This window comes from Pseudaestuariivita sp. (assembly GCF_052825805.1).
The window spans coordinates 427,864-454,254 of record NZ_JBRBVB010000003.1; the positions used below are offsets into that span (position 1 = coordinate 427,864).

Here is a 26,391-nt window from a genome sequence, read left to right on the forward strand (position 1 = left end):
CCTGGGGGAGGCGCCCTTCAGGGCGGCGGGGGCAAAGCCCCCAACTACCCGGCCCGCCGCCCCGCGCTCACCTCGAGCGGAAAGACCTTGGCCGGATTGAGCAGCCACTTGGGATCGAACACATCCTTCACCGCCATCTGCGCCTCCAGATCCTCCGGCGCGAACTGCGTCCCCATCAGGTCCCGCTTTTCGACACCCACACCGTGCTCACCGGTCAGGCACCCGCCCACCTCGACACAGAGCCGCAGGATGTCGGCGCCAAACGCCTCGCATAGCTCGAGATCCCCCGGCTTGTTCGCATCAAAGAGGATCAGCGGGTGCATGTTCCCGTCGCCCGCGTGAAAGACATTGGCCACATCGAGGCCGTACTCCGCACTCATCTGCTTGATCCGGCGCAGCACCTCCGGCAGCGCGCTCACCGGGATTGTGCCGTCGAGACACATGTAATCGTTGATCTGCCCCATCGCGCCAAAGGCGGACTTGCGCCCCAACCAGATGCGCCCGGCCTCGTCCGCGTCCTTTGCTTCGCGCATCTCGACCGGATTGTGCCGCGCCGCGATCTCCATGATCTGCGCCAGCTGCGCGTCGATCTCCATGTCCGAGCCCTCGACCTCCACGATCAAGAGCGCCTCGCACATCGGGTAGCCCGCCTTGGCAAACGCCTCGCACGCCTCGATACACGGGCGGTCCATGAACTCGATCGCAACCGGTAGGATGCCGCTCTTGATGATGTCGCTCACGCAGGCGCCCGCGACCTCGTTCGAATCGAACGCCATCAGCACGGGACGCGCGCCCTCGGGCTTGGGAAGGATGCGCAGCGTCGCCTCCGTCACCACACCCAGCTGGCCCTCACTGCCGCAAATCACGCCGAGCAGGTCGAGCCCCGCCGGATCCAGATGCGCCCCGCCGATCTCGATGATCTCACCTGCCATCGTCACCATCGTGACACCCAAAAGGTTGTTCGTCGTCACGCCGTATTTCAGGCAATGCGCCCCACCCGAATTCATCGCGATATTGCCCGCAATCGCGCAGGCCAGCTGCGAGGACGGATCGGGCGCATAGAAAAAGCCATCCTCCTCGACCGCGCCGGTGACGCTCAAGTTGGTACGTCCCGTCTGCACCCGGATCACCCGGTCGGCATAGCTCGTTTCCAGCACATCGTTCATGCGCGCCACCCCGAGGATCACGCTGTCCTCCGTCGGCAGCGCGCCGCCCGCAAGCGACGTCCCCGAGCCGCGCGGCACAACCGGCACACCCATCTGGTGACAGACCCGCAGGACCGACGCGACCTCTTCGGTCGAGCTCGGCAGCACCGCCGCCAGCGGCGGGCACTTGTAGGCCGTCAGACCGTCGCACTCGTAGGCCTTCGTCTCGAACGCGTCATGGATCACCGCGTCCTCCGGCAGCACCTCGAGCAGCGCCGCGACAAGCGCGTCCTTGCGGCCAAGCACCATCTCATCGGGTCGAGGCATTTGCATCGGCGGTCTCCACGTTCTGTAGAATTGGTCAACTTATATAACCAATTTCCAGAAAGTCGAGTCCCAGCCGCGCCACACACGCCGATTGCCCCCGCCGCACTGCCTGCCTAGGCTCCGCGCCATGACGTTTGCCGCGATGCTCACCCACTTCACGCCGCTCGATGCCGCCGCGCTCGGCCTCCTCATCTCGGCGTGGTGGTGTATCGGATGGGCGGTCGACCGCGAGAACGCCGGCACCCCTTCCGTCACCGCGCTGATGAACACCTACCGCCGCGAATGGATGCGCCAGATGGTGACCCGCGAGCCGCGTATCTTTGACGCGCAGATCATCACCAACCTGCGGCAAGGCACGGCGTTCTTCGGATCGGCCTCGATGCTGGCCCTCGGTGCGGGGCTCGCCGCCCTCGGCAATGTCGAGATGATCTCCGGCCTTGCGCGTGACCTCGCCGTCAGCGAGGCGCCCCGCGCCGTCTGGCAGATCAAGCTCATTGCCCCGCTCGCCCTCCTCGGCCACGCCTTCCTGCGGTTCGTCTGGTCCAACAGGCTCTTCGGCTACGCCGCCGTGATGATGGCCGCCGTGCCGAATGACCCGGACCACCCAGCCGTCGCTGCACGTGTGGACAAGGCCGCCGAACTCACCGTCGCCGCCTCCCGCGCCTTCAACGCCGGCCTCCGGTCGGTCTACTTCTCGCTCGCCGCCGTGGCCTGGCTGATCGGCGCGCTCCCGCTCCTTGTCGCAAGCGCGCTTGCGCTCTGGGTCGTGGCCCAGCGGGAGTACGCCTCCCGCTCGCGCCGCGTGCTGCTGATGCCGGACGAGGACGTCACGCCCCCGTGAGCCCCCTTCCACGCATCGGCGCGCTTGCGTATCCAGACATGATGACACGCCTCGCTCCCCTGCTCCTCGCCCTCCTGCCCACCAACGCGCTCGCGGACCCGCCTGCGATCGAAAAGGTCGAGGCACGGCCCGGCGGCATGGGCTGGACCTTCACCGTCACCCTCAGCCACCCGGACACCGGCTGGGACCACTACGCCGACGGGTGGGAGGTCATGCTCGAAGACGGCACATCCCTCGGCATCCGCGAACTCCTGCACCCGCACGTGCACGAGCAACCCTTTACCCGGTCCCTCTCGGGGGTCACGGTGCCCGACGGCGTGCGCACGGTCTACGTCCGCGCCCGCGACAACGTCGACGGATGGGCGCCGGGCCGCACCAAAGTGACCCTCACACTCGGCGAGTGACCCAGCTCCAGCTTCATCTTCCCGGATAAACTCCGGGGAGGACGTCGAAAATGCCCATTTTTGACGGGAGGGGCTGGCCCCTCCAACCCATGTCAAATGCAGGTACGCACCTCCGCAGATTAAAGGTGCCGTTCCCCCCGCGCCGCCGCCAGCGCGATCTGCCGCTGACGCTCGCGAAACCGCGCCTTGTCCTCGGCGCTCGTCGCGTCGATGCACTGGTGGCACGACACACCTTCCTCATAGGCGTCCCGGCTGCGATCCTCCGGCAGGATCGGACGGCGGCAGGCGTGGCAGAGCAGATGCGGCCCCTCACGCAGCCCGTGACCAACCGAGACACGCCCGTCAAAGACGAAGCACGCGCCCTCCCACGCACTCTCCTCGGCAGGCACCTCCTCGAGATACTTGAGAATGCCACCCTTGAGGTGAAAGACATCCTCCACCCCCTGCCCGATCAAGTAGTTGGTCGACTTCTCACACCGGATCCCGCCCGTGCAAAACATCGCGATCTTCTTGCCCGCAAGCTCCGCTCTATGCGCCTCCCACCATGCCGGAAAATCGCCAAAGCTCTGCGTCTCGGGGTTGATCGCGCCCGCGAAAGAGCCGATCGCCACTTCATAATCGTTCCGCGTATCGATCACCGCCACGTCGTCGCGCGCGATCAGCGCGTTCCACTCGTCGGGCGCCACGTAGCTGCCCACCCGCTCGGCAGGGCGTACGTCTGGCTGGCCCATCGTCACGATCTCGCGCTTCAGGCGCACCTTGAGCTTGCGAAATGGCGGCTCGGCCGCCTCGCTTTCCTTCCACTCGAGCGACGCGCAGCCCGGCAAGCCGCGGATATGCGCAAGCGCCGCTTCGAGCCCCGCCCGGTCCGGCGCCGCAATCGTCCCGTTGATCCCCTCACGCGCCAGCAAGAGCGTCCCGGTCACGCCATGCGCCCGGCACACCGCCTCCAGCGGCGGCTTGAGCGCATCCGGCGCATCGAAAGTCGTGAAGTGGTAAAGCGCAGCGATCTGGAACATGCGCCGCATGTAAGGGGCGGCGCGCGGGCGGGCAAGCTTGACGCGCGCCGGATCAGGCGCGAGGAAAGACCCCAGCCAAGGAGACCCGCCATGTCCGACACCGCCCTGCTCGTGATCGACGTCCAGAACGACTTTTGCCCCGGCGGCGCGCTGGCCGTCACGGACGGCGACGCCGTCGTGCCCATCATCAACGCAATGCTCCCGGACTACGCCGTGCGCGTCTTCACCCAGGACTGGCACCCGGCGGGCCACAGCTCCTTTGCCTCCCAGCACAGCGGAAAGGCGCCTTTCGAGACCACGGAGATGCCCTACGGCACCCAGGTGCTCTGGCCAGACCACTGCGTGCAAGGCACCTCGGGCGCCGCCTTTCACCCGGACCTGGAGACGGACCCGGCTGACATGATCATCCGCAAGGGCTTCCGGCCGGACATCGACAGCTACTCGGCCTTCTTCGAAAACGACCGCACGACGCCCACAGGGCTCGAAGGCTACCTGCGCACGCGCGGCGTCACCAATGTCCTCTGCACCGGCCTCGCCACGGACTTTTGCGTCGCCTACTCCGCGCTCGACGCCGCACGGCTCGGCTTCACGACTTCGGTGCACTTGCCCGCCTGCCGCGCCATCGACCTCGATGGATCCCTCGATGCCGCCCTCACCGAGATGAAGGACGCCGGGATCACACTCATTTCCTGAACCTGTTTGAGGGTTGTTAACCCCTCGCCTTTAGGCAGACGCGTGCCAGTACCATGCCAGTACAAGGACGCCTGCCTCGATGACCGCCGCCACAGACCTGCGCCCGCCTGCCGCCGCGGACATCTCCGCCGAGGACGCGCTGGCCGAGTTCGACCGCGCCAACAGCCCCGATGGGCTGATGTGGCGTTACGCGGCCGGGCGCGTGGCGCATTTTCTCAGCCGGCAAATCCTGACCGTCAGCGGAACCATGTCTCTGATGCTGATCGCCGCGCCCTGGGTCGGCATCTTTGCCGTGCTGACCGCGCTCATCGGCGAGGCAGTCGACTGCCTGATCCTGCGCAACCTGCCGAAATGGCGCGCCTGGGGCGTGCCGGAAGAGCGCCTGCGCGTGGTGTCCACCGGATCGGCGATCTTCCAGTCGCTGACCATCGCGTCATGCGTGACCGTCGCGTGGTTCAGCACCGACCCCGGAGAGGCGGCGTTCTTTTGCATCGCGTACCTGTCGGGCGCCGCCCTCAACGCCGGGATCGTGCTGCCCTTTCACCCGCCCGCGGCCATCGCGCGCCTGGTCATTTACGCAGGCACCGCCGTCGGGCTCTACGCCCATGACGTGATGACCAGCGAAAGCTTCAAGGCGCGGCACGGATACGACCTCCTGGCGCTCTTGATCATGATGTACCTCGTCTACATCTTCGTCTCGTACGTCAGCACACAGTTCCGCCGGAACGCGATCCGCAGCCGGGAGCTACTCGTGCGGCAGTGCGACCTGGAAAGCGCGACCCGCTCCCTCAAGGAACAAGAGGCGGAAACGCACCGCCTCTCCCTCGTCGCCCGCAACGCGCGCGACAGCATCATGCTGACCGACGCCAAGGGGCGCGTGACCTGGGTCAACGACGCCTTTACCGAGACCAACGGCTACACGCTCGATGACGTGCGCGGCAGACACCCCGGCGCGCTGCTGAACGGGCCCGAGACGGACCCGATCACAGTCTCCTACATCGCGACCGAGGTCGCCGCCGGGCGCCCGCTCCGCGCCGAGCTTTTGAACTACACCAAGGACGGGCGCAAAATCTGGGTCGAAACCCACATCGTGCCCGTCGCGGGCGAGACCTCGGAGGACGCCATGACCATCGCGGTGGAGCGCGACATCACCCGCGCCAAGGAGGACGCGTCCCGCCTAGCCGACGCCATGACCCGGGCCGAGGCCGCCAGCCGGGCCAAGTCCGAATTCCTCGCCACGATGAGCCACGAAATCCGCACGCCCATGAACGGGATCATGGGCATGGCAGAGCTTTTGTCGGAGACCCGGCTCGACACCGACCAGACGCTTTATGCGGACACGATCCACGCCTCTGCGCGCGGGCTCTTGACGATCATCAACGACATCCTCGACCTCTCGCGGATGGAGGCGGGGCGGATGACGGTCGAGTATACGGCGACCGATCTGGAGGCGTGCCTGCGCGAGCTGCGCACCATGTTCACGCCGCAAGCCCGCCAGAAGGGCCTCACGCTGACGGTCGACATCGACCCCAAGACGCCCCGGCTGGGTCGCACGGACGCCGGCAGGCTGCGGCAAATCCTGATCAACCTGATCGGCAACGCGCTCAAGTTCACGACCCACGGCGGCGTCTGGGTCGAGGTCAAACCGATCCGCGTCGCAGGACGCGCGCAAATCCTGATCGACGTGATCGACACCGGTATCGGCATCGCGGACGAAAAGCAGGGCGAGGTGTTCGACGCCTTCCGCCAGGAGGACGGCACGATCTCCCGCCGCTTTGGCGGCACCGGGCTCGGCCTCACGATCTCCCGCAAGCTGGCGCAGCTTCTGGGCGGCGACATCAAGGTCGCCTCGATCCACGGCGACGGCAGCTGCTTTTCCCTCACCCTCGACTTTGCGCCGGTGGCGGCCACCCTCCCGCGGCCAGTGGCCAAGCCTGTGCCAAGCCCCGCCGTCATTTCCGGCGGCACAGGCTCGATCCTTGTGGCCGAGGACAACCACACCAATCGCCTCTTGATGTCGCGTTTCCTCAAGGATTGCGGCTATGCGGTACGCTTCGCCGAGGACGGGCAAAAGGCGGTCGATGCGGCACTCGCAGAGCCGCCCGACCTTATCTTTATGGACATCTCGATGCCGGGCATGAACGGCCTCGACGCCACCCGCGCCATCCGCAAAGCACCCCTGTCGCGCCAGCCGGTGATCGTGGCGCTGACCGCCAACGCCTTCGAAGACGACCGCAAGGCGTGCCTCGCGGCGGGCATGAACGCATTCCTGGCCAAACCAGTGCGCAAGGCGGACCTGCTCGCACATATCGCCAGCCTGACGCTCGACACCGCCGCCGAATAGCCCTTTGCCCCGCAGGCGCGCTGGCGTACACCTTTGGCGGCTGATCGGCAAAGGGCGGGGACGCAGGTGGACATCGCAACGCGGGTTTGGAACCACAAGTGGCGCATCGACCCGATCGTGCGGTCGCTGATCGACACCGATTTCTACAAGCTGCTCATGTGCCAGTCAGTGTTCCGCAACCGGCCCGAGACGCGCGTGACCTTCTCGCTCATCAACCGCTCGACCCATGTGCCGCTGGCGACGATGATCGACGAGGGAGAGTTGCGCGAACAGCTCGATCACGTGCGCTCGCTGTCGCTGAGCCGGGGTGAGTCGACCTGGCTGCGCGGCAATACGTTCTACGGCAAACGCCAGATGTTCCGCCCCGATTTCATGGAGTGGTTCGAGGCTCTACGCCTGCCCGAGTACCACCTCGAACGACGCGGCGATCAATACGAGCTGACGTTCGAAGGCAGCTGGCCGGAGGTCATGCTGTGGGAGATCCCCGCCCTTGCGATCCTGATGGAGCTGCGGGGCCGCAAGGTTCTCAACGCCATGGGACGGTTCGAGCTGCAGGTGCTCTACGCCCGGGCGATGACCAAGCTGTGGGAAAAGATCGAGCGCCTGCGCGAGATCGACGGGTTGCGGCTGGCCGATTTCGGGACGCGGCGGCGGCATTCGTTTCTGTGGCAGGACTGGTGCGTGCAGGCGATGCAGGAGGGGCTGGGCGAGGCGTTCATCGGCACGTCCAACTGCCAGATCGCGCAGCGCCGCGACATCGAGGCGATCGGAACGAACGCGCACGAACTGCCCATGGTCTACGCTGCGCTGGCCGAGGATGACGCGGCGCTCAACCGCGCGCCCTACGACGTGCTCGCCGACTGGCACGAGGAGCACGATGGCAACCTGCGCATCATCCTGCCGGACACCTACGGCACCGAAGGGTTCCTGGCAGACGCGCCTGACTGGCTGGCCGGCTGGACCGGCATCCGCATCGACAGCGGCGATCCCGCGACCGGTGCCGAGACGGCGATCCGCTGGTGGAAAGAGCGTGGCGAGGACCCCTCGGACAAGTTGATCATCTTTTCAGACGGGCTCGACGTGGACAAAATCTCAGAGCTGCACCAGCAATTCGCCGGCCGCTGCCGGGTCAGTTTCGGCTGGGGCACGCTTTTGACGAACGACTTCAAAGGGCTGGTGCCGGACGACGCGCTCGCGCCATTCTCGCTGGTGTGCAAGGCGGTCGCGGCGGACGGCAAACCCACGGTCAAGCTGTCCGACAACCCGAACAAGGCGATGGGTCCGAAGGACGAGATCGCACGGTACAAGCGCGTGTTCGGCGTGGGCGCACAGGATGCGCTTTCGGTGGAGGTTTAGCAACTCGATCTAAGACCCAGCACACACTCGCCGAATTCAGAGCACACGCCTGACAGGCACTGTCAGGCCGCGCCGACCCGCCTCCCTGGGGCGGCGCGATTGCGCCACCCCTCGGGACGGCGCGTGAATTTCTGCTCCTAGTTTTCGGGATCAACGACCCACGCTTGCGCACTACTCTTCGACCTTCCCGCGCAATGCCTTGATGTCACCGCGACGCTTTTTGGCCTCTACGCGCTTGCGCTTTTGGTTGAGCGACACGCGCGTCTTGATCCGCTTTTTCGGCGTTTCGGTCGCCTTGCGCACCAATTCCGCGAGGCGGTCGCGGGCGATCTCGCGGTTGCGCGCCTGATGGCGGGTCTCGTCGACCTGGATCACAACGGCGCCATCCTTGGTCCAGCGGCGCCCGGCGAGCCTTTTGAGCCGCGCCTTGACCGGACCCGGTACGTTTGGAGAGCGCTCGGCCTCGAAGCGCAACTCGACCGCGGACGCGACCTTGTTAACGTTCTGACCGCCGGGACCTGACGCGCGCACGAACTGCTCGGTCAGCTCCCAGTCCTCGAGCGTGATGGTGTCGGTGATGCGCAACATGATGGCCTCTTTACCGTGCAACGCAGGATCTCGGCAAATCGTCCCCAAAGTGCCAACCGCCCGAATGCAAAAAAGGGCCACCCCGGCGATGGAGTGGCCCTTTCGAAAGTTTCGGAGGTGGGGCCGGTTAGGCTCTCACCAGATCAGATGCTGCAGCATCCGAGGATTGCCTCAGACACGCGCCTCCTGACCTGTTCCGACACCTCTCTCCAACATCTTTCTCGACACTGGATCACCTCCTTTCGTTTGTTTCGCCAATACCCAAAGCGTGGCACGGATCATCCGATCCGCCAAACGAAATCACACCGGGCGGCGTGAAATTTTTGTGACCAGCACACGAAATGGCACCAAAGCGAGCAGCGCGATGCCCACCTTGACGCACCAGTCGGCGACAGCCAGCGACACCCAAAGCGGCGCCTCGGGCCCGGTCCCCAAGAGCGGCAGCACTTCGTTCGCCCATCCGACGTCATTTCCGGGCTCGAGGAACGTCAGCTGCGCGGCAAAGGCGATCGAGAAAAAGAGCGCCGTGTCGAGCGTGCTGCCAACAAGCGTGGAAGCGAGCGGTGCCGACCACCAAGGTCCCCGGCGCAGGGCGTCAAAGATGCGCACGTCGACAAGCTGCGCTGCGAGGAAGGCGATGCCGGAGGCGCAGGCGATACGGAAGGTCACGAGCGGGCCGAACTCTCCCACGATCTGCGTGCCGATGAGCGAGCAGATGACGCCGACGACAAAGCCGGCGTAGACGACCTGCCGCGCGGCGGCCTTGCCGTAGACGCGATTCATCACGTCCGTCACGAGGAAGGCGAACGGATAAGTGAACGCCCCCCATGTCAGCCAGTCGCCGTAGAGGAACTGGACGAGGATGTTCGAGGCAACCACGATGGTCGCCATCGCAAGGATGCCGGGGAGATACTTGTTCATTTCTGGTGCCCGTTTTGACATGGTAGCGGCGACATGGGGCCATCCCTCGGCCCGGGCCGCCTTGTAGCGCTGCTGCCGCGTTTTGGCAATCGCCTCAGTCGATCACATACTCGACAAATTCGGTCTTTTGGAACGGCATGAAGTTGTCGTCGGACACCATGGTCAGACGGATGCGCCCGGCCGCGTCGCGCCAGACGGAGAGCCCTTCGAGGTTGTCGTGGGCGCGTGTGCGGGTGGTCAGGACGGTACCGAGAACCTCGACCCGGTCCCCCTCGACGGAGAGCAGACGGACGCGGCTGCGAAAGCCAAAGCCGGGCGCTGCGCGTTCGAGCAGGAACAGCCCGACGTCCGGCAGGTAGTCGAGCCCGACTGGCAGAAAGCCCTCGCGGCGCGGGATGGTGCCGATCCGAGTCCAGCTCCCCTCCAGGAACCGCCAGACGGGGAAGGGGCGGATGGGGCTGCCCGACCGTTCGGGGATCGCGACAAAGCCGCCGCGCACGCGGGCCAACCCCTCGAATCCGCCGTTAAATGACAGGTCGCCGAATTGCTCCCACCCCGGCAAGGCGCGGGTTTCCACGCCGTCCTCGAGCCGCCCGACGCGGTGCGCGCCCTCGAAGGACACCCAGAGGCGGCCGTCGGGTGCACGCGCCAACCCCTCGCTGTCGCGGGGAACTTCGGCGTCGCGGAACGGCTCGGCGGGGAAGAGCAGGACGGCATCCGACACGGTCACGCCGATGATCTCGCCGCCCTCGCGCGCAAAGCTGCCTTGGGTCACGATCCCGCGGTCGGTGATGGCGACGAACCGGCGCCCGCCGTCAAAGACCTCGAGACCGGAAAACCCGCCGAACCAGTAGACGTCGAGGTCCCAGCTGTAGCTGCCGAGGTAGCGTGCCTGCGGCACGTCATCCGCATTGGCGGCAGAGGCAAGCCCCGCCAGCCACAGCGCCGCACACCCGATCAGCCGCCTCAGCGCGACTGCAAGACGTTCGTGCATTGGTTCGGCAGGTCCGCGAGCACCAGCTCACGCCGTTTGCGCGGCGGCGGCGCGTTCGGGTTCGGGGGCGGCGGGTTGAGGATGTTGCGCACCCACTGCTCGGCCTCGGCGCAGCCATCACCCGGCGGGGGCGCGGCCTGGTTCTGGCACCACTTGGCACCCCGCGGACAGTTCAGCCGCACGTGGAAATGGTAGTGATGGCCCCACCAGGGGCGGATCTTGCGCAGGTAGGCGCGGTTGCCGCGCTCGTCCTTGCACATCTGCACCTTGGCCCCCGGAAAGACAAAGATGCGGGCGGTGCGCCGGTCCTTGGCGGCGGCCTTGATGATCTCGTGATGCGCGCGTGTCCACTGGCCGTTGACGTAGGCGCCATTGGCGCGGCGCATCGAGTCGCTCGAAATCCGCTCGCGCTGGCCGCGCGACAGGCGCAGGTTCTTGGCCGGTTTCATCCAGATGTCGATGTCCATGCCGATCTGGTGACTGCGGTGCCCGGTCAGCATCGGCCCGCCCCGCGGTTGCGAAATGTCGCCGATGTAAAGCCCGTTCCAGCCCGGCTGGCGCGCGGCCTTGCGGCTGAGGTCCTTGATAAAGTCGATGGTGGTCGGGTGACCCCAGTTGCGGTTCCGGCTCAGACGCATCGCCTGCCAGGTCGGCCCGGTCTCGGGCAGCTGCTCGGCGCCGGCGATACAGCCCCGCGCGTAGCCACCAAAGGGCTGCGGGCGCTGCTGCGACGCGCCTGATTTTGCACCAAAAAGCTGCTTGGCCTCCTTGGTGGAGACATAATGCGGTGTGTAGGACGCCTCTTGCGCGGCCACCGTGGTGGCGCCGAGGCTGAGGATGAAAATGCCTAAAATTCGGAGGTGTCTTCTGACCATGCTGCGCGATCTCCGTTGGAATGCACCATGCTTAGCAGGCCCAGCCCCAAAAGAAACAGCAGGATCACCGGAAGAAAGCCGAGCTGGTTGCTGCGGAACACATCCGTGAAAAGCGTGATGAGCGCCGGCGCCAGGAACGCGGTCGCCCGCCCGGTCAGCGCAAAAAGGCCGAACGCCTCCGCCGCGTTCTCAGCCGTGCAGTGGCGCACCATCATCGAACGGGACGCGGAATAGAGCACACCGCCCGCCCCTCCGATCACCGCTCCGCACACCATGAAAATGGCGTCCGGCAGCCACGACCCTGCGGCAAAGGGCACACCCCAGAGCTGCTCGCGCGACATGCCGACGGTGACGAGGCACACGACGATCAGGATCAGGATGCACCAGGTGATGACCGGCTTTGGCCCGAACCGCATGTCCGCCATCCCGCCCAGCCAGCTGACGATGGCCGCCGAGATCGCCGCGATGATGCCGAAGACGCCGAGAAACGTGATGCTCCAGTCCAGCACCAGCACCGCGTAGATCCCGCCGAACGAATAGAGCGCCGCCATAGCGTCCCGGTAGAACATCGAGCCGATCAGGAAACTCGCGTAGGACCGCCGTTTGGCCACGCCCTTGATCGAGGTGGCGAGCGACGACAGGACTTCGCCGAACCGCGGGCGCACCACCGCCCGGTCCACGTCCTCGCGCACCCACAAAAAGAACGGCACCATGAACACCGCGAACCACAGCGCGATGAACGGGCCGACAAACCGCGTGCCTTCGCGGGTCTCGGCATCGAGGCCAAAGAGCGGATCGAGCCCGATCAGCGTCTTGCCCGTGTCGCCCTCGGCAAAGAGCAGCAGCATGATGAAGAGCGAGACGACTCCGCCCCAGTACCCGAACGCCGTTGCACCGCCCGACAGGCGCCCGACCTCTTCGGGATCGCCAAGCGTCGGCAGGATCGCGTTGTTGAGGTTGAACGCCATCTCCGCGGCGATGAACCCGACCCAGAACGCGACCAGCGTGAACATCAGCCCCGAGCCGTCCGGCATCAGGTACCACAAGAACGCCGCGCAGATCACCGACACGGCGGTAAAGGTGTAGAACCACGGCAGCTTGCGCCCCGTCGCATCCGCCCAGGCGCCCACGAAAGGCGCACTCAGCGCGATGAAGAGACCCGCGATCGCCTGCGCGCCCGACCAGAGGCTTTGCGCCTCGGTCTTGGCGAGGTTCTCGTCCATGCCGGCGTCGATGAACGTGCCCGCCGCGACCCCGGCAAAATACGGGCCAAAGATGAACGTCAGTCCAAGCGTGGCGTAGGGTTGCTGAGCCCAGTCGAAAAAGAACCAGCCCCACACCCGTTTCTTGAGTGATACGTGCGCCAAGGGTCCCCCTCCGATGGCCGATGCGTGACTAGAGACCGGGCCTTGCACGTGCGCAAGCTTTTTCAGCCGCCCTTCGCCAATTCCGCTTCGTCATAATCGGGCGGCCAGGGGCGGTTGGCGTCGGCGTCGATCCAGGCTTGCACCCATTCCGGCAGCCGCGGTGGGGTGCCGTCGTAGCCCATCTCGACTGCGACCTCCGGCGGCGGCACGATGCCGGACGCGCCGGTCACAGCCGTTCGGTACAGCGCCTGGTTGGCGCACTCGCCCGACCGCTTCCAGATCGACTGGTCGATGTAGAAAAACCGCGTGTCCCAGCCGGCAAGGCGCGAGCGGATCTCGAACCGCTCCATCGGGCGGATGCGGCGGCGGTAGCGCACGCTCACGCCGGCCACGGTCAGCCCCCACCGGTTGCGCTTGAGCGCGGTGAGCAGCCCGGCACGATGGCCCAGTGGAATGCGCCCCAGATCATAAAGCGTCAGCGTGCGCCCGTTGTTGAGCTCCATCCACAGGTCGATGTCCCAGGGCCAGCAGATGTGGTGCGAAACATGCACGCCGTCCGGCTTGAGAGGCGGGGCATTGCGGTACTTGATCAGCTCTTTGGTGAGGCGAACGATGGGGTACATGGCGTCTCCTTACCCCCTCGGGTGACGCAGGCTGCACCCAACGTCAAGCAAGACGTGGGGGCACCCTTGCACGCGGCGGACCTGCACCGTATGTGCCTATCAAACAAGCACGGAGACGGGCATGGGCGCTCCCGACGCGATCTACGGTATTCTGCGGCTGCTGCTCGACGTGGCGTTCTTTGTGATGATCGTGCACATCATCATGTCGTGGCTGATCACGTTTCAGGTGCTTAACCTGCACCAGCAGCTGGTCTACCAGATCTGGACGGGGCTCAACCGCCTGCTCGAGCCGATCTATCGCCCGATCCGCAACATCCTGCCGAACACGCAACCGCTGGATCTCGCGCCCCTCGTGGCGTTCCTGATCGTCATCAGCCTGCGCGACTTCATCCTGCCGGCGATCTTCTTCTAATTCTCCACAAGAAGTCCGATGGCGGCGCTTGAGCCGCAACATCCTGTGTGGCACCCTCTGCACAAGAGCAGATGCAGCACTCAAAATCGCAGGACCTTCCCATGACCGATGCCGCCACGCTGTTGCGTGAGGTCTTTGGACACGCCGCCTTTCGCCCAGGCCAGCAGGACATCGTGGACGCGGTGGCCGCGGACCAGAACGTGCTCGCGATCATGCCGACGGGCGGTGGGAAGTCGCTCTGCTTCCAGCTGCCGGCGCTGCTTGGGGACGGCGTCACGGTCGTGATCTCACCGCTCATCGCGCTGATGCGCGACCAGGTGCGCGGCCTCAACGAGGCAGGCGTGCGCGCGGGCGCATTGACCTCCGCCAACACCGAGGAAGAAACCGACGCCGTCTGGCAGGCGCTCGAGGCGCGGGAGCTGCGGCTCCTCTACCTTGCGCCCGAGCGGCTCGCTTCCTCCCGTGCGATGCACATGCTGCGCCGGATCGGCGTGCGGCGTATCGCCGTGGACGAGGCGCATTGCGTGAGCCAGTGGGGGCACGATTTCCGGCCCGACTACCTCAAGATCGGGGAGCTGCGGCAGATGCTGGACGTCCCCGTCGCCGCCTTTACCGCCACGGCGGACGCAGAGACGCGCGCTGAAATCGTCGAGAAGCTCTTTGCCGGCACGCCGCCAACGACGTTCTTACAGGGGTTCGACAGGCCGAACCTGCACCTCGCCTTCCAACCCAAGAACAAGCCGCGCGAGCAGATCCTCAGCTTTGTGGCGGCGCGCAAGGACACCTCCGGGATCGTCTACTGCGGCACCCGCGCCAAGACCGAAACGCTGGCCCAGGCCCTGCGGGAGGCCGGCCATTCGGCCGTCGCCTACCATGGCGGGCTCGAGCCCGATCTGCGCCGCGAGGTCGAGCGTCGCTTTGCGGTCGAGGACGGGTTGATCGTCGTCGCCACCATAGCGTTCGGCATGGGCGTCGACAAACCCGACATCCGCTGGGTCGCGCACGCCGACCTGCCAAAGTCCATCGAAGCCTACTACCAGGAGATCGGACGCGCCGGACGGGACGGAGGGCCGGCCGAGACGCTGACGCTCTACGGCGCCGACGACATCCGCCTGCGTCGCGCGCAGATCGACGAGGGGCTCGCGCCCTTAGACCGGAAGGAAGCCGATCACGGACGGCTGAACGCGCTCTTGGGTCTGGCCGAGACTACGGGATGCCGGCGCGCCCTGCTGCTGTCGTATTTCGGAGAGACGCTGCCCAATTGCTCGGGCTGCGACCAATGCGACACGCCTCCCGAGGTGGTGGACGCGACCGAAAACGTGCGCAAAGCGCTCTCAGCGGTGCTGCGGACGGGCGAGTATTTCGGCAGCGGTCACCTCATCGACATCCTGACGGGGAACCTGACGGACAAGGTGCGCGCGCGGGGCCACGACGATCTGCCGACCTTTGGCGTGGGCAAGGACACGTCGCGTGCGGCGTGGCAGTCGATCTTTCGCCAGATGCTGGGGCGCGACATCGTGCGGCCCGACCCCTCCCGCCACGGCGCACTGAGGATGACCGAGGCGGCGCGCCCGGTGCTGCGCGGAGAGGAGGCCGTGACGCTCCGCAAGGACGCCCTCGCCCCGCCTGCCGCCCGGCGTCCCGCCGTGCGCACGCTGGTCTCGGAAGAAGACGCGCCGCTGCTGTCCGCGCTCAAGGCCAAGCGCCGGGCGCTCGCCGAGCAGGCCAGCGTGCCGGCCTATATCATCTTTACCGACAAGACGCTCGCTGAGATGGCGGAGACACGCCCCGCGAGCCTCGACGCCATGGCGCGGATCGGCGGTGTCGGCGCCAAGAAGCTGGAGCGGTATGGCAGCGATTTCCTGGAGGTGATCAACGGCGAATCCGAGCAGATGCACCCGGCCCGGCGGCGGCTTGCGGGACGTGACACGGGCGCGCTCTACGACGCGTTGCTCAACACGCAGGCGAGCCTCGCGCGCGGGACTTGCGGGAGGCAAAAGCCGATGTCGTGCTCCGCCTCGCTTCTGGCCAAGGTCGCCGAGCAAAAGCCGAAGGGCGACCGCGATATGGAACGACTGTTGGGCGCGCGGCGGCACGAACGGTTTGGCGCGGCGTTTCTGGACCTGGTGCAGGCCGCGGACTAAATCCCGGCGCAGACGAGGGAGACCATAGCGATGTTGGTGACGATTTCGCCGGCCAAGCGGCTGGACTGGCAGGACCGCGGTGTCGAGATGAGCGCGCCGGAGTTTCAGGACGACGCGGTCCGACTAGCGCGCACGGCGCGCAACCTGACGCTGCGCGATCTGAAAAAGCTGATGTCGCTGAGCGATGATCTAGCGCGGCTCAACCGCGACCGGTTCAAGGCGTTTGCCGAGGCGCCAGAGGCCGCGCATGTGCGCCCGGCCGCCTTTGCCTTTGCCGGGGACACGTATCAGGGGCTCGACGCGGCGAGCCTGTCGGGCGGCGATCTGGACTGGGCGCAGGAGCGGCTGGCGATCCTGTCGGGGCTTTACGGCGTGCTGCGCCCGCGCGATGCGATCCAGCCTTACCGGCTGGAGATGGGCTCACGGCTCAAGACGCGGCGCGGTAGCTCGCTTTATGACTATTGGGGCAAGACCCCGGCCAAGGCGCTGAACACGCGGGCCGAAGAAGTTGGCGCCGAGGTCTTGGTGAACTGCGCGAGCCAGGAGTATTTCGGCGCGGTCGATCTGAAGGCGCTCAAGCTGGAGGTGGTCACGCCGCAATTCCTTGAACTTAAGGATGGCAGTGCCAAGACGATCAGCTTTTACGCCAAACGCGCGCGCGGCGCGATGGCGCGGTACATCGTGCAGAACCGGCTGACGGACGTGGACGCGATCAGTGGGTTTGACCTCGACGGCTATGCCTTTGATGCGGCGCTTTCGGCGCCCGGCAAGCCGGCCTTTGTGCGCGAGGCGGTGGCATCGAGCCCGGCGCAGGCGGCGGGCGCGTAGGCGACAAGCGCGGCGAGGATGTCGGATTTGCGCATGGGCTTGTGCACGGCGCCGTCCATATCGAGGGCGGCAAGGCCGACCTGATCCTCCCCCGGCACGTGCGCGGTCATGGCGAGGATCGGCAGGCGCGGGCCGCCTTGCGCCCGCAGCGCAGCAGTTGCCGTACGCCCGTCCATCTTCGGCATCTCGAGGTCCATGAAGACGATGTCCGGGTCAAAGCTCTGCACGGCCTCGAGCGCCTCGGCGCCATTGCGGGCGAGCCGCAGGTCGAGGTCGAGATCGCGCGTGCAGCTTTGGAAGACGAGCCGGTTGGTGGCGTTGTCGTCCACTGCGAGCACGCGCATGCGGCGGAGCACTTGGCGGTCCGCAGGCGGCTCTGACCCGGCTGGTTTCGCGGGCGGTTGGGACTGGTCGAGCGACCGGAGCGCGTCGAAGAGCGCGCGGCGGGGCGCCGGGTTCTGCAGCACGCAGCGCACGCCAGAGATGTCTGCCGCGCGCCCGAGGTCGCGAAAAACCGAACTGACCAGCAGGATCGGGCAGTCTGGGTGCGATGTGCTCAGCGTCTTGGCCAGCGCCAGGCCATCGAGGCCGGAGGTGCCATGGCACACGATCGCAACGTCGCACGGGCGCAGCTCCAGATGCTGCGCCGCTTGGCTGGCCGGGACCGCCGTGGCAGTCACGCCCATCGCCAGGAGTTGCTTTTCGAGGATTTGACGGCCCGCTTCGGACGCGCCGACGATCAGCGCGGTCCTGAGACGGGGCAGCTGGCAGGGCAACTCGTCCGGCTCGCCGTCGGCGATGGGCAGGGTGAGCTTGATGCCGAAGCATGCGCCCTCCCCGGGGGTGCTGTCGACCCAGATCTCCCCCTCCATCATGTTGACGAGGCGGCGCGTGATGCTGAGGCCGAGGCCGGTCCCTTCGATGCGGGTGCGGTCCGCGTCCTCGATCTGGTTGAAACTGCCGAAGATGTGCTCCCGCGCGTGCTCTGGCACGCCCATGCCGGTGTCCTCGATAGTGATGTGAAGCGTGGTCGTGGCGGCCTCTTCGACAAGGCCGACGACGCGGACCAGCACGTGGCCATCTTCGGTGAACTTGACCGCATTGCCGAGAAGGTTGGTCACGATCTGGCGGATCCGGCCCTGATCGCCGATCAGGTTGGCAGGCAGGAACATGTCGTAGTCGACCAGCAGGTCGAGCCCCTTGGCCTGCGCGGCGGGCTGCATCAGCAACATCAGATCGTGCAGCGTCTGTTCGAGGTCGAAGGGCGCGGCGCGCAGCTCCATCCGGTTGGCCTCGATCTTGGAAAAGTCGAGCACGTCGTTGATGATCGCCAAGAGCGCCTCGCCGGACGTCTTGATCGTGCTCGCGAACAGGCGCTGGTCCTCGCTGAGGTCGGTGTCCAAAAGCACGTCCGCCATGCCCACGACGCCGTTCATGGGCGTGCGGATCTCGTGGCTCATGTTGGCGAGAAATGCCGATTTGGCGGCGGTGGCGGCCTCGGCACGGGTCTGCGCCTGCTTGAGGTCCGCCTCGTTCCGGGCGGTGCGGGTGATGTCCGACAGGACGGAGATCAGGCCGCCCTCCGGGTCGCGCCGCAGCACCGAGCGCACCGTGCGGCCATCGCGGAAGCGCAGCACGACCTCGTCCGGGTCCGCGGACTGCCAGCGGGCAAAGACCGCGCGGCGCCAGTCGTCCTGCTCCATCGGGTCGATCTCGAGGAGGTCGGCGCGCAGCACGGCCTCGATCATGGCGAAATGCGTGATGCCCGGCTGGATCGACGCCAGACCGCCGAGAAGGCGCACGTAGGTGCGGGTGCAATCGAGCATCCGCCCGGCCTCGTCAAAGACCGCGATCCCCTCGTCCAGCACGGCGAGCGCGCGCTTGAGAATGTCGGGCGCCGGGGTCCGAAACGGCGCCGGCATGTGGTGATGATCCTTGGCCATGGGTCCCTCCGCCTTGGACAGGTGGCGGACCATCGCGCCGATCCCTTAAGGCCCGGTTAAGCGCGGCAGTTGCCTCAAATTGTCCCCCATGCCACCATCGCGGGATTAGAGATGGAGAGCCTCATGCGCCTCGTTGCATTTATTTTCAGTGCCTTAGTCTGTTTTTCGCAAGCCGTTCTGGCCGAGTCCCCCTTGCCGGAGGCGCGGTCGGAGGTGGTCCAGAACGTCGATTTTTACGGATCTGATCTGCAACCTTTCTTTGAGACGACGCAGGAGGCGTGCCAGCGCATCTGTGTCGCCGACGCGCGCTGTGTTGCGTATACCTTCAACGCGCGGTCGAACGCCTGTTTCCCGAAATCCGCAATCCGCGAGCGCGCGCCGTATGACGGGGCGGTCTCGGTTGTGTTGGCGCGCTATGGCGCTGACGAGGTCGCGCGGGCGGTGACGCGGAGGGCTGAGCTGGTCGCCTTGCCGGACGCTGACATTGCCCGTGCGCGGGCGCAAGCGGCGGAGCTGGGGCTGCGGTTCCCGGCGGGCGCGTGGACGGCGGAGGACCTTGCGGCGGCTGTGCGCACGCAGCGCGCAGCGGGCAACCTGCGCGCGGCGCTGCGCTGGCAGGCGACGCTGACGGCGCTGACGGACGCTCCCGAGGACTGGCTCGAATTCGCGCGGCTGAGCGGGCTGGTTCCGGCGGAAACCGGGCGGGAGCGGCGGAGCTATGAGGCGCAAGCTCGAAGTGCTGCGCTGAATGGCTACCTGAGGGCCGAGGCGCCGCCGCTGCGGGCGAGCCTGTTGATTGCGCTTTCCGACCAGCTGGAACGGGATGGACGCGGGCGACTCGCGGTGCGCGCCCTGCGGCTGGCGGAGCGCACGCAGGCGCGCCCGGACGTGGTGCAGGCGCTGGATGCGATGATCGCCAAGCACGGCTTTCGCGTGCTGCGCCATGACGTGGAGAGCGATCTGGCGGCGCCGCGCCTGTGTGCCGTCTTTTCGGAGGACTTGCACTCGGCGGGTGTCGACTATGCACCTTACGTGCAGTTGCCCGATCCGCGGCTGGCCGTGAGTGCGGAAAAGCGGCGTCTGTGCGTCGCCGGTGTCGAGCACGGAGCGCGGTACGAGATCACGCTGCGCAGGGGGCTGCCGTCCGCCGAGGGCGAGGTGTTGCGCAAGGATGTGCGACTGCGTCTCTACGTGCGGGACCGTGCGCCGGTCGCGCGGTTCACGGGGCGCGCCTATGTGCTGCCGAAAGCGCCGGATGCGGGTGTTCCGATCGAGACGGTGAACCTCACATCGGTCGATCTGGTGCTGCGCCGGGTCAGCGATCGCAACCTGGTGCGGAGCCTGCAGCAGAACGCCTTTGGTCGGGCGGTCTCGGCTTATGCCGAAGAGCGGCTCGACACGTTGGCCGAAGTGGTCTGGAGCGGCAGTGCGCCGATGGAGATGGCGCTGAACCGGTCCGTCACCACGCGCCTGCCGATGGGCGAAGCCATCGGGGATTTGCCGCCGGGGCTTTACGCGCTGACGGCGCGGGTGCCGGGACAGGACCCGTTCGAGAGTGATGGCGCGACGCAGTGGTTCGTCGTCTCGGACATCGGGCTGGCGACGCTCGGCGGTGCGGACGGGCTGCATGTCACGGTGCGCTCGCTGGCAACAGCGGAGGCGCTTGCCGGCACCGAGGTCGCGCTGGTGTCTCGCGCCAACCGTGTGCTGGGTGAAGGCGTGGCCGATGCGGCGGGCCGGGTGCAGTTTGCGCCGGGTCTGATGCGCGGCACCGGCGGCGCTGCGCCGGCGCTGGTCACGGCAAAGCGCGGGGGTGACGACCTGACGTTCCTTCCGCTGACGGGGCCTGCGTTCGATCTGTCGGACCGGGGTGTCGAGGGCAATCCGCCGGCGGCCCCCATCGACGTCTTTGTCACCACGGACCGGGGGGCCTACCGCGCCGGGGCAGTGATCCATGCCACGGCGCTGGTCCGGGACGATGTGGGCGCGGCGCTGCCGGATTTGCCGCTGACGGCGGTTCTGACGCGTCCCGACGGAGTTGAGTACACGCGCAAGCTGGCGGATGCGTCGGCGGCGGGTGGCCATGTCTTTGCCTTTGCCACGGGAGCTTCCGTGCCGCGGGGGACCTGGGGGCTGGCGATGTATGCCGACACGAGCGCGGCGCCGCTTGCCCGGACGCGGGTGCTGGTCGAAGATTTGGTGCCGGAACGGATCGACTTTGATCTCGGCCTGCCGGAGACGCCACTGGCCGCGCGCCGCCCGGTGGAGGTGCGCGTTACGGCGCGGTACCTTTTTGGAGCGCCGGGCGCTGACCTGCCTTTGGAGGCGCGGGTGCGAGTCGCTCCGGTGCGCCGTCTCGAGGCGTTCCCAGGCGTGGTCTTTGGCCGCCATGACGCGGAGCGCCGTTCGGTGACGCGGTACCAGACGCCGGTGCGGACGGATGCCGAGGGCGATGCGCTCCTGTCGCTGGCCCTGCCGGAGCGTCTGCGCCACGCCTTACCACTGGAACTGACGGTGATTGGCGAGATGGCCGAGGGGTCGGGGCGCCCTGTGGAGCGCAGTGCGGCGCAGATCATGCTGCCGGACGCGCCGCTGTTGGGGCTGAAGCCTGCCGCCGAGGGACCGGTGCCGGAGGGCAGCACGGCCGTCTTTGACGTGATGGCCTTGGCGCCTGACCTAACGCCAGCTGCCGCGCCAGTGGTCTGGCATGTGAATCGCGTCGAGACGGAGTACCAGTGGTACGCGCAGAACGGGAGGTGGCGGTGGGAGCCGATCACCTCCCGCACGCGTGTGGCGGAGGGGCGGCTTGACGTGGGAGCAGAGACGCCGGGGCGCCTTGAGGTGGCGGTGGACTGGGGGCGCTATGAGCTGGTCGCGGTGCATGAAGAGATGCCGGCGGTCGCGGCGTCACTGATGTTCGAGGCCGGATGGGGCGCAGCGCCAACGACGGACGCGGCGCCGGACCGGCTGGAGGTCACGCTCGACAAGGCGCGGTATGCTCCGGGGGAGACGGCCGTTCTGACGCTCGAGGCGCGCGCGGCGGGGCGCGCGGTGGTCTCGGTCCTGTCGCACAAGGTGATCGACACGATCGAGGCGGAGGTGAGTGCCGGCACCAACCGCCTGTCCGTCCCGGTGACGGAGGCGTGGGGGTCCGGGGTCTATGTCACCGCGCAGGTGATCCGCCCACTGGAGGAGGCGACGGGCCGCGTGCCGGTCCGCGCGCTGGGCCTCGTCCATGCGGCAGTCGATCCCGGTCCGCGCGCGCTCGACGTGACGCTGGAAGCACCGGTTGAGGTGCGCCCGAACACGCGGATGACGGCGCGGGTCAAGGTCGGCGGTCTGACGGGGGTGGGCGAGGCCCACCTTACGCTGGCCACCGTGGACGTGGGGGTCCTCAACCTCACGGGGTTCGAGCCGCCTGATCCGCAGGATCACTACTTTGGCCAGAGGCGGCTGGGCGTGGCGCTACGCGATCTCTATGGACGGCTTTTGGACGGGCAGAGCGGCGTGCTTGGCGCGCTGCGATCCGGCGGGGACGGGAGTGCCGAGGCGCGCCTGCAGGCACCGCCCCCGACGGAGGAGGTGGTCGCGCTCTTCAGCGGGCTGGTGACCGTCGATGCCTCGGGCGTGGCGGAGGTCCCGCTGGACCTGCCGGCCTTTAATGGCACGCTCAAGCTGATGGCGGTCGCCTGGACGGAGACCGCGGTCGGGCAAGCCTCTGCCGACGTTCTGGTGCGCGATCCGGTGGTGATCACCGCTGCGATGCCGCGGTTCCTCGCGCCGGGAGATACGTCGCGTCTGGCGTTGACCTTTGCGCACACGGGTGGCGCAGCCGGGGAGATGGCGCTTGCCGTCGATGCAGGCGGCGTGACGCTAACCGACGCGCCTGAGACGGTGACATTGCCCGAAGGTGGGCGCAGCACGGTAAGCCTGTCGCTGACAGCGGACACGCCGGGGGATCACGAGATCGAGGTTGCGCTGACGCTGCCGGGGGGCGAGGTGCTGCGCAAGCCTCTGGTCCTCGGTGTGCGGGATACCAACCCGGAGGTGAGCGACACGCGTCGCCTGAGCCTTGCGCCCGGTGAGACGCTGACGCTGGGACCGGACCTCTTTGCCGGGCTGAGCGCGGGGCGGGCAACGCTGGCGGCGGGACCTCTGGCGCGGTTTGACGCGCCGGGTCTGCTGATGTCGCTGGACCGCTACCCCTACGGTTGCACCGAGCAGGTGACGAGCCGGGCGCTGCCGCTCCTCGCGCTGCCTTCGGTGGCGACGGCGGTGGGGCTTGGCACACAGGCGGAGATCGACGCGAAGCTGGCACAGGCGATCGGGCAAGTGCTGGCAAGGCAGGACAGCAACGGCGCCTTTGGCCTGTGGCGGACGGGGGGCGGAGACCTGTGGCTCGACGCCTATGTCACCGACTTTCTGAGCCGTGCCCGGAGCCAGGGGCATACCGTGCCCGAGCACGCGTTCGAGACGGCGCTCGACAACCTGCAGAACCGGGTGAACTACGCCCCCGACTTCGACCGGGGTGGGGAGGGTCTGGCCTACGCGCTTTATGTGCTTGCGCGGGAGGGGCAGGCTGCGATGGGGACGCTCCGTTATTATGCCGACGAGAAGGCGCGGGCGTTTGCCACGCCTCTGGCTGCGGCGCAAATGGGTGCGGCGCTGGCGCTTTATGGCGATCAGCGGCGGGCGGATGCGCTCTTTTCCGTGGCGGCGTCTGCCGGTTCGGATGACGCGGCGGGCGGCTACCGCGCGGACTACGGCACGGCGCAGCGCGATCTGGCGGGGCTTTTGACGCTGGCAGTCACACATGGCGCCGCGGGTGTGGACACGCAGGCGCTGTCGCGGCGGATCACGGCGCTGGGACGCCCGCGCTCGACGCAGGAGCAGGCGTGGACGCTGCTGGCCGCCGCCGCGCGCGGGTTTGACGCGCGGGGGACGGGGTTGACGCTGGACGGCAAGGCGCTCACCGGACCGCAGGTGGAGGTGCTCGGGTCGGATACGCTCACTGCGCCCCGGGCGGTGACCAACGCGGGCGCGCGTCCGGTCGACATCACGCTGACCACTTTCGGCGTGCCGCAGGGCGACGTGGCGGCGTCGAGCTTTGGCTATGTGCTGACCCGACGCTATTACACGATGGAGGGTGCGCCGATGCCGGACACGGTCGAGGTCGGGGACCGGTTCGTGACCGTTCTGACGCTGACCCCGGCAGAGGACGGGCGCGCGCGGATCATGGTCGACGACGCCTTGCCAGCGGGCTTTGAGATCGACAATTCGAACCTCCTGCGGGCCGGCGACGTGCGGGCGCTCGACTGGCTCAAGCCGGCGGAGGCGGTGTTCACCGAGGCGCGCACCGACCGGTTCCTCGCGGCGATCGACAAGCGCGGCACGGCGCCGGTGCAGCTGGCCTATATCGTGCGGGCGGTCAGCCCGGGCAGCTTTCACCACCCGCCCGCGGTGGCGGAGGATATGTACCAGCCGGCGTTCGGTGCCCGCACGGCCTCGGGCAGGATCGAGATCCGGTGAGGTGGGCCTTTGCCTGCGTGCTGATTGCGTGGAGCCTTGCCGCCGCGCTTGATGCTGCGCGCGACTGGGTGGCGCGGACGGAGCTGCCGGATCTGCTGACGGAGACCTCGGTGGAGGTGCTGGATCGCGGCGGTACGCTCTTGCGCGCTTATCCGGTGGAGGACGGGCGTTGGCGGCTGGACGTGGGCCTGCGGGACGTGGACCCGGGCTATATCGCCCTGCTCCTGCGCTACGAGGACAAGCGGTTTCGCAGTCACGCGGGTGTGGACCTGCAGGCGATGGCGCGGGCCGTCTGGCAGAGCCTGAGCGCCGGGCGGGTCGTCTCGGGTGGCTCGACGCTGACGATGCAGGTGGCGCGCCTTCTGGAGAACTCGGGCACCGGGCGGCTGGCCGGCAAGCTGCGGCAGGTGCGGCTGGCGCTCGCGCTGGAACAGCGGCTGAGCAAGGACGAGATCCTGACGCTTTACCTGCTGCACGCGCCGTTTGGCGGGAACCTCGAAGGGGTGCGCGCGGCGACGCTGGCCTACTTTGGCAAGGAGCCGGGACGGCTGACCCCGGCGGAGGCGGCGCTGCTGGTGGCCTTGCCGCAGGCGCCGGAGGCACGACGGCCGGATGTTTATCCCGAAAGGGCGCGCGCCGCGCGGGACCGGGTGCTGGCACGGATGGCAGAGGCGAGGGTATTGGAGCGCGAGGACGTGGTCGCGGCACGTCATGCGCCACTGCCGGAGGCGCGCCGGGCCTTGCCGCAGGATGCACCGCACCTCGCAGATCGTGCCGTGTCGGACGCGCCTTTGGCACAGACGCACCACCTCACGCTCGACGGGCAGCTGCAACGCGCACTCACCCGGCTGGCCCGCGACGTGGCCGAAGAGGCGGGGCGCGGGCTGGCCGTGGCGATTGTTGCGGCGGATCATCAGACAGGTGAGGTGCGTGCCTCGGTCGGGGCCTCGGTTTACGGCAATGCGCAGCCGGGCGGGTTTCTGGACCTCACGCGGGCGGCGCGCTCGCCGGGCTCGACGCTGAAACCCTTTGTCTACGGCCTCGCCTTTGACCGGGGGATGCTGCATCCCGAGACGCTGATCGACGACCGTCCGGTCGATTTCGACGGGTATGCGCCGCAGAACTTTGACGGGGTCTTTCGCGGGCAGCTGCCGGTGGCGGACGCCTTGCGCCTATCGCTGAACACGCCGGTGGTGCAGGTGGCCGAGGCGCTGGGGCCGGCACACCTGATGAGCTTTCTCGAGCGGTCAGGCGCCGAGCCGAGGCTGCCGTCGGGACAGGCGGGGCTGGCGGTCGTGCTGGGCGGTGTCGGGCTGTCGCTGCACGATCTGACACGCGCCTACGGCACGCTGGCGCGGGGCGGCAAGGCGGTGCCGTGGCACTGGTGTCAGGGCGCCGAGGTGAAGCCGGAAGCGCGGCTGATGACGCGGCGCTCGGCTTGGCAGGTCGCGCATATCCTGGCGGAGACGCCGCCCCCCACCGGCGCCCGCCCGCTGCGTATCGCGTACAAGACCGGGACCTCGTACGGGCATCGGGACACTTGGGCGGTCGGATTCGACGGGCGCCATGTGGTCGGGGTCTGGATTGGGCGGCCAGACGGGACGGCGGTGCCGGGCGTCTTTGGCGCCGAACTTGCCGCGCCGGTTGTCTTTGCCGCCTTCGAGCAGATCAGTACGGAGATCACGCCCCTGCCGCCGCCCCCACCGGAGACGCTGCTTGTCGGCCATGACCGCCTGCCGGATCACCTCAAGCGGTTCGGACGCGCGGCGGTGGACAGCGCGGCGCCGCGGCTTGCCTTTCCGCCGGACGGGGCTCAGGTGGCGCTGCGCGAGGGAGTGCTCACGGTCAAGGTGCGCGGCGGCGCGGCGCCGTACGTCTGGCTTGCCGAGGGCGCGGTCGCAAGTACGCGGACGGAGGCGCGGGAGCACGACCTGACCGGGCTAGGACCGGGCTGGACCACGCTTGCGGTGGTGGATGCCGCGGGCCGCGCGGCGCGGGTGGAGGTCGAGATCCTGCCCTGACCCGCGATGCGCGCAAT

Annotated in this window: 19 protein-coding genes; 10 read left to right on the forward strand and 9 right to left on the reverse strand. The window is 67.6% G+C overall.

Annotation, left to right across the window (positions count from 1 at the left end):
- Nucleotides 1–44: 44 nt before the first annotated feature.
- Nucleotides 45–1,478: an FAD-linked oxidase C-terminal domain-containing protein gene (locus ACU0B3_RS06375; protein ID WP_446259989.1), complete on the reverse strand. Its 1,434-nt coding sequence runs from the start codon at nucleotides 1,476–1,478 to the stop codon at nucleotides 45–47.
- 121 nt (nucleotides 1,479–1,599) lie between these two features.
- Between ACU0B3_RS06375 and ACU0B3_RS06380 the strand changes: the two genes are divergently transcribed.
- Together ACU0B3_RS06380 and ACU0B3_RS06385 are read left to right on the forward strand one after the other, a co-directional pair.
- A complete protein-coding gene (locus ACU0B3_RS06380; RefSeq protein WP_446259990.1) occupies nucleotides 1,600–2,313 on the forward strand; it encodes a DUF599 domain-containing protein in 714 nt (237 codons plus the stop codon).
- Between the two features lie 38 nt (nucleotides 2,314–2,351).
- Complete coding sequence (locus ACU0B3_RS06385; protein WP_446260210.1) at nucleotides 2,352–2,717, forward strand: hypothetical protein; 366 nt, start codon at nucleotides 2,352–2,354, stop codon at nucleotides 2,715–2,717.
- Nucleotides 2,718–2,836: 119 nt separating this feature from the next.
- Here the strand turns inward: ACU0B3_RS06385 and trhO are convergent, their stop codons facing one another.
- Complete coding sequence (gene trhO / locus ACU0B3_RS06390) at nucleotides 2,837–3,736, reverse strand: oxygen-dependent tRNA uridine(34) hydroxylase TrhO (RefSeq protein ID WP_446259991.1); 900 nt, start codon at nucleotides 3,734–3,736, stop codon at nucleotides 2,837–2,839.
- A gap of 90 nt (nucleotides 3,737–3,826) precedes the next feature.
- Here trhO and pncA point away from each other — a divergent pair, with 90 nt between their 5' ends.
- The 3 genes from pncA to pncB all read left to right on the forward strand — a co-directional run bounded on the left by pncA (nucleotide 3,827) and on the right by pncB (nucleotide 8,129).
- Nucleotides 3,827–4,429 carry a bifunctional nicotinamidase/pyrazinamidase gene (gene pncA / locus ACU0B3_RS06395; protein WP_446259992.1) on the forward strand — a complete coding sequence of 201 codons (603 nt, stop codon included), beginning with the start codon at nucleotides 3,827–3,829 and terminating at the stop codon, nucleotides 4,427–4,429.
- Nucleotides 4,430–4,508: 79 nt separating this feature from the next.
- The gene (locus ACU0B3_RS06400) at nucleotides 4,509–6,773 is read left to right on the forward strand and encodes a response regulator (RefSeq protein ID WP_446259993.1); all 2,265 of its coding nucleotides are present in this window, start codon (nucleotides 4,509–4,511) and stop codon (nucleotides 6,771–6,773) included.
- Between the two features lie 66 nt (nucleotides 6,774–6,839).
- Nucleotides 6,840–8,129, forward strand: a complete 1,290-nt coding sequence (pncB, locus tag ACU0B3_RS06405) for a nicotinate phosphoribosyltransferase (RefSeq protein ID WP_446259994.1) — start codon at nucleotides 6,840–6,842, stop codon at nucleotides 8,127–8,129.
- Nucleotides 8,130–8,300: 171 nt separating this feature from the next.
- Here pncB and arfB read toward each other — a convergent pair whose 3' ends face one another.
- The 6 genes from arfB to ACU0B3_RS06435 all read right to left on the reverse strand — a co-directional run bounded on the left by arfB (nucleotide 8,301) and on the right by ACU0B3_RS06435 (nucleotide 13,497).
- A complete protein-coding gene (gene arfB / locus ACU0B3_RS06410) occupies nucleotides 8,301–8,717 on the reverse strand; it encodes an alternative ribosome rescue aminoacyl-tRNA hydrolase ArfB (protein WP_446259995.1) in 417 nt (138 codons plus the stop codon).
- 300 nt (nucleotides 8,718–9,017) lie between these two features.
- A complete protein-coding gene (locus tag ACU0B3_RS06415) occupies nucleotides 9,018–9,638 on the reverse strand; it encodes a queuosine precursor transporter (protein WP_446259996.1) in 621 nt (206 codons plus the stop codon).
- 94 nt (nucleotides 9,639–9,732) lie between these two features.
- The gene (locus ACU0B3_RS06420) at nucleotides 9,733–10,632 is read right to left on the reverse strand and encodes an esterase-like activity of phytase family protein (RefSeq protein WP_446259997.1); all 900 of its coding nucleotides are present in this window, start codon (nucleotides 10,630–10,632) and stop codon (nucleotides 9,733–9,735) included.
- A complete protein-coding gene (gene mepA / locus ACU0B3_RS06425) occupies nucleotides 10,605–11,507 on the reverse strand; it encodes a penicillin-insensitive murein endopeptidase (protein WP_446259998.1) in 903 nt (300 codons plus the stop codon). The genes ACU0B3_RS06420 and mepA overlap by 28 nt, the downstream gene beginning before the upstream one ends.
- The gene (locus ACU0B3_RS06430) at nucleotides 11,480–12,874 is read right to left on the reverse strand and encodes an MFS transporter (RefSeq protein ID WP_446259999.1); all 1,395 of its coding nucleotides are present in this window, start codon (nucleotides 12,872–12,874) and stop codon (nucleotides 11,480–11,482) included. Before ACU0B3_RS06430 ends, mepA begins: the two co-directional genes overlap by 28 nt.
- Before the next feature lie 62 nt (nucleotides 12,875–12,936).
- Complete coding sequence (locus ACU0B3_RS06435) at nucleotides 12,937–13,497, reverse strand: acyl-CoA thioesterase (protein WP_446260000.1); 561 nt, start codon at nucleotides 13,495–13,497, stop codon at nucleotides 12,937–12,939.
- 121 nt (nucleotides 13,498–13,618) lie between these two features.
- Between ACU0B3_RS06435 and ACU0B3_RS06440 the strand changes: the two genes are divergently transcribed.
- From ACU0B3_RS06440 to yaaA, 3 genes are all read left to right on the forward strand, one after another.
- The gene (locus ACU0B3_RS06440; protein ID WP_446260001.1) at nucleotides 13,619–13,909 is read left to right on the forward strand and encodes a YggT family protein; all 291 of its coding nucleotides are present in this window, start codon (nucleotides 13,619–13,621) and stop codon (nucleotides 13,907–13,909) included.
- Between the two features lie 101 nt (nucleotides 13,910–14,010).
- Nucleotides 14,011–16,053, forward strand: a complete 2,043-nt coding sequence (recQ, locus tag ACU0B3_RS06445; RefSeq protein ID WP_446260002.1) for a DNA helicase RecQ — start codon at nucleotides 14,011–14,013, stop codon at nucleotides 16,051–16,053.
- Between the two features lie 30 nt (nucleotides 16,054–16,083).
- Nucleotides 16,084–16,881: a peroxide stress protein YaaA gene (gene yaaA, locus ACU0B3_RS06450; protein WP_446260003.1), complete on the forward strand. Its 798-nt coding sequence runs from the start codon at nucleotides 16,084–16,086 to the stop codon at nucleotides 16,879–16,881.
- On the opposite strand, the gene ACU0B3_RS06455 is transcribed toward yaaA, so the two are convergent.
- Nucleotides 16,788–18,857 carry an ATP-binding protein gene (locus ACU0B3_RS06455; protein WP_446260004.1) on the reverse strand — a complete coding sequence of 690 codons (2,070 nt, stop codon included), beginning with the start codon at nucleotides 18,855–18,857 and terminating at the stop codon, nucleotides 16,788–16,790. The two genes, yaaA and ACU0B3_RS06455, sit on opposite strands and share 94 nt — an antisense overlap.
- A 90-nt stretch (nucleotides 18,858–18,947) precedes the next feature.
- Between ACU0B3_RS06455 and ACU0B3_RS06460 the strand changes: the two genes are divergently transcribed.
- Both ACU0B3_RS06460 and pbpC read left to right on the forward strand, forming a co-directional pair.
- Nucleotides 18,948–24,353: an alpha-2-macroglobulin family protein gene (locus ACU0B3_RS06460; RefSeq protein ID WP_446260005.1), complete on the forward strand. Its 5,406-nt coding sequence runs from the start codon at nucleotides 18,948–18,950 to the stop codon at nucleotides 24,351–24,353.
- A complete protein-coding gene (pbpC, locus tag ACU0B3_RS06465; RefSeq protein ID WP_446260006.1) occupies nucleotides 24,350–26,374 on the forward strand; it encodes a penicillin-binding protein 1C in 2,025 nt (674 codons plus the stop codon). Before ACU0B3_RS06460 ends, pbpC begins: the two co-directional genes overlap by 4 nt.
- Nucleotides 26,375–26,391: the final 17 nt, after the last annotated feature.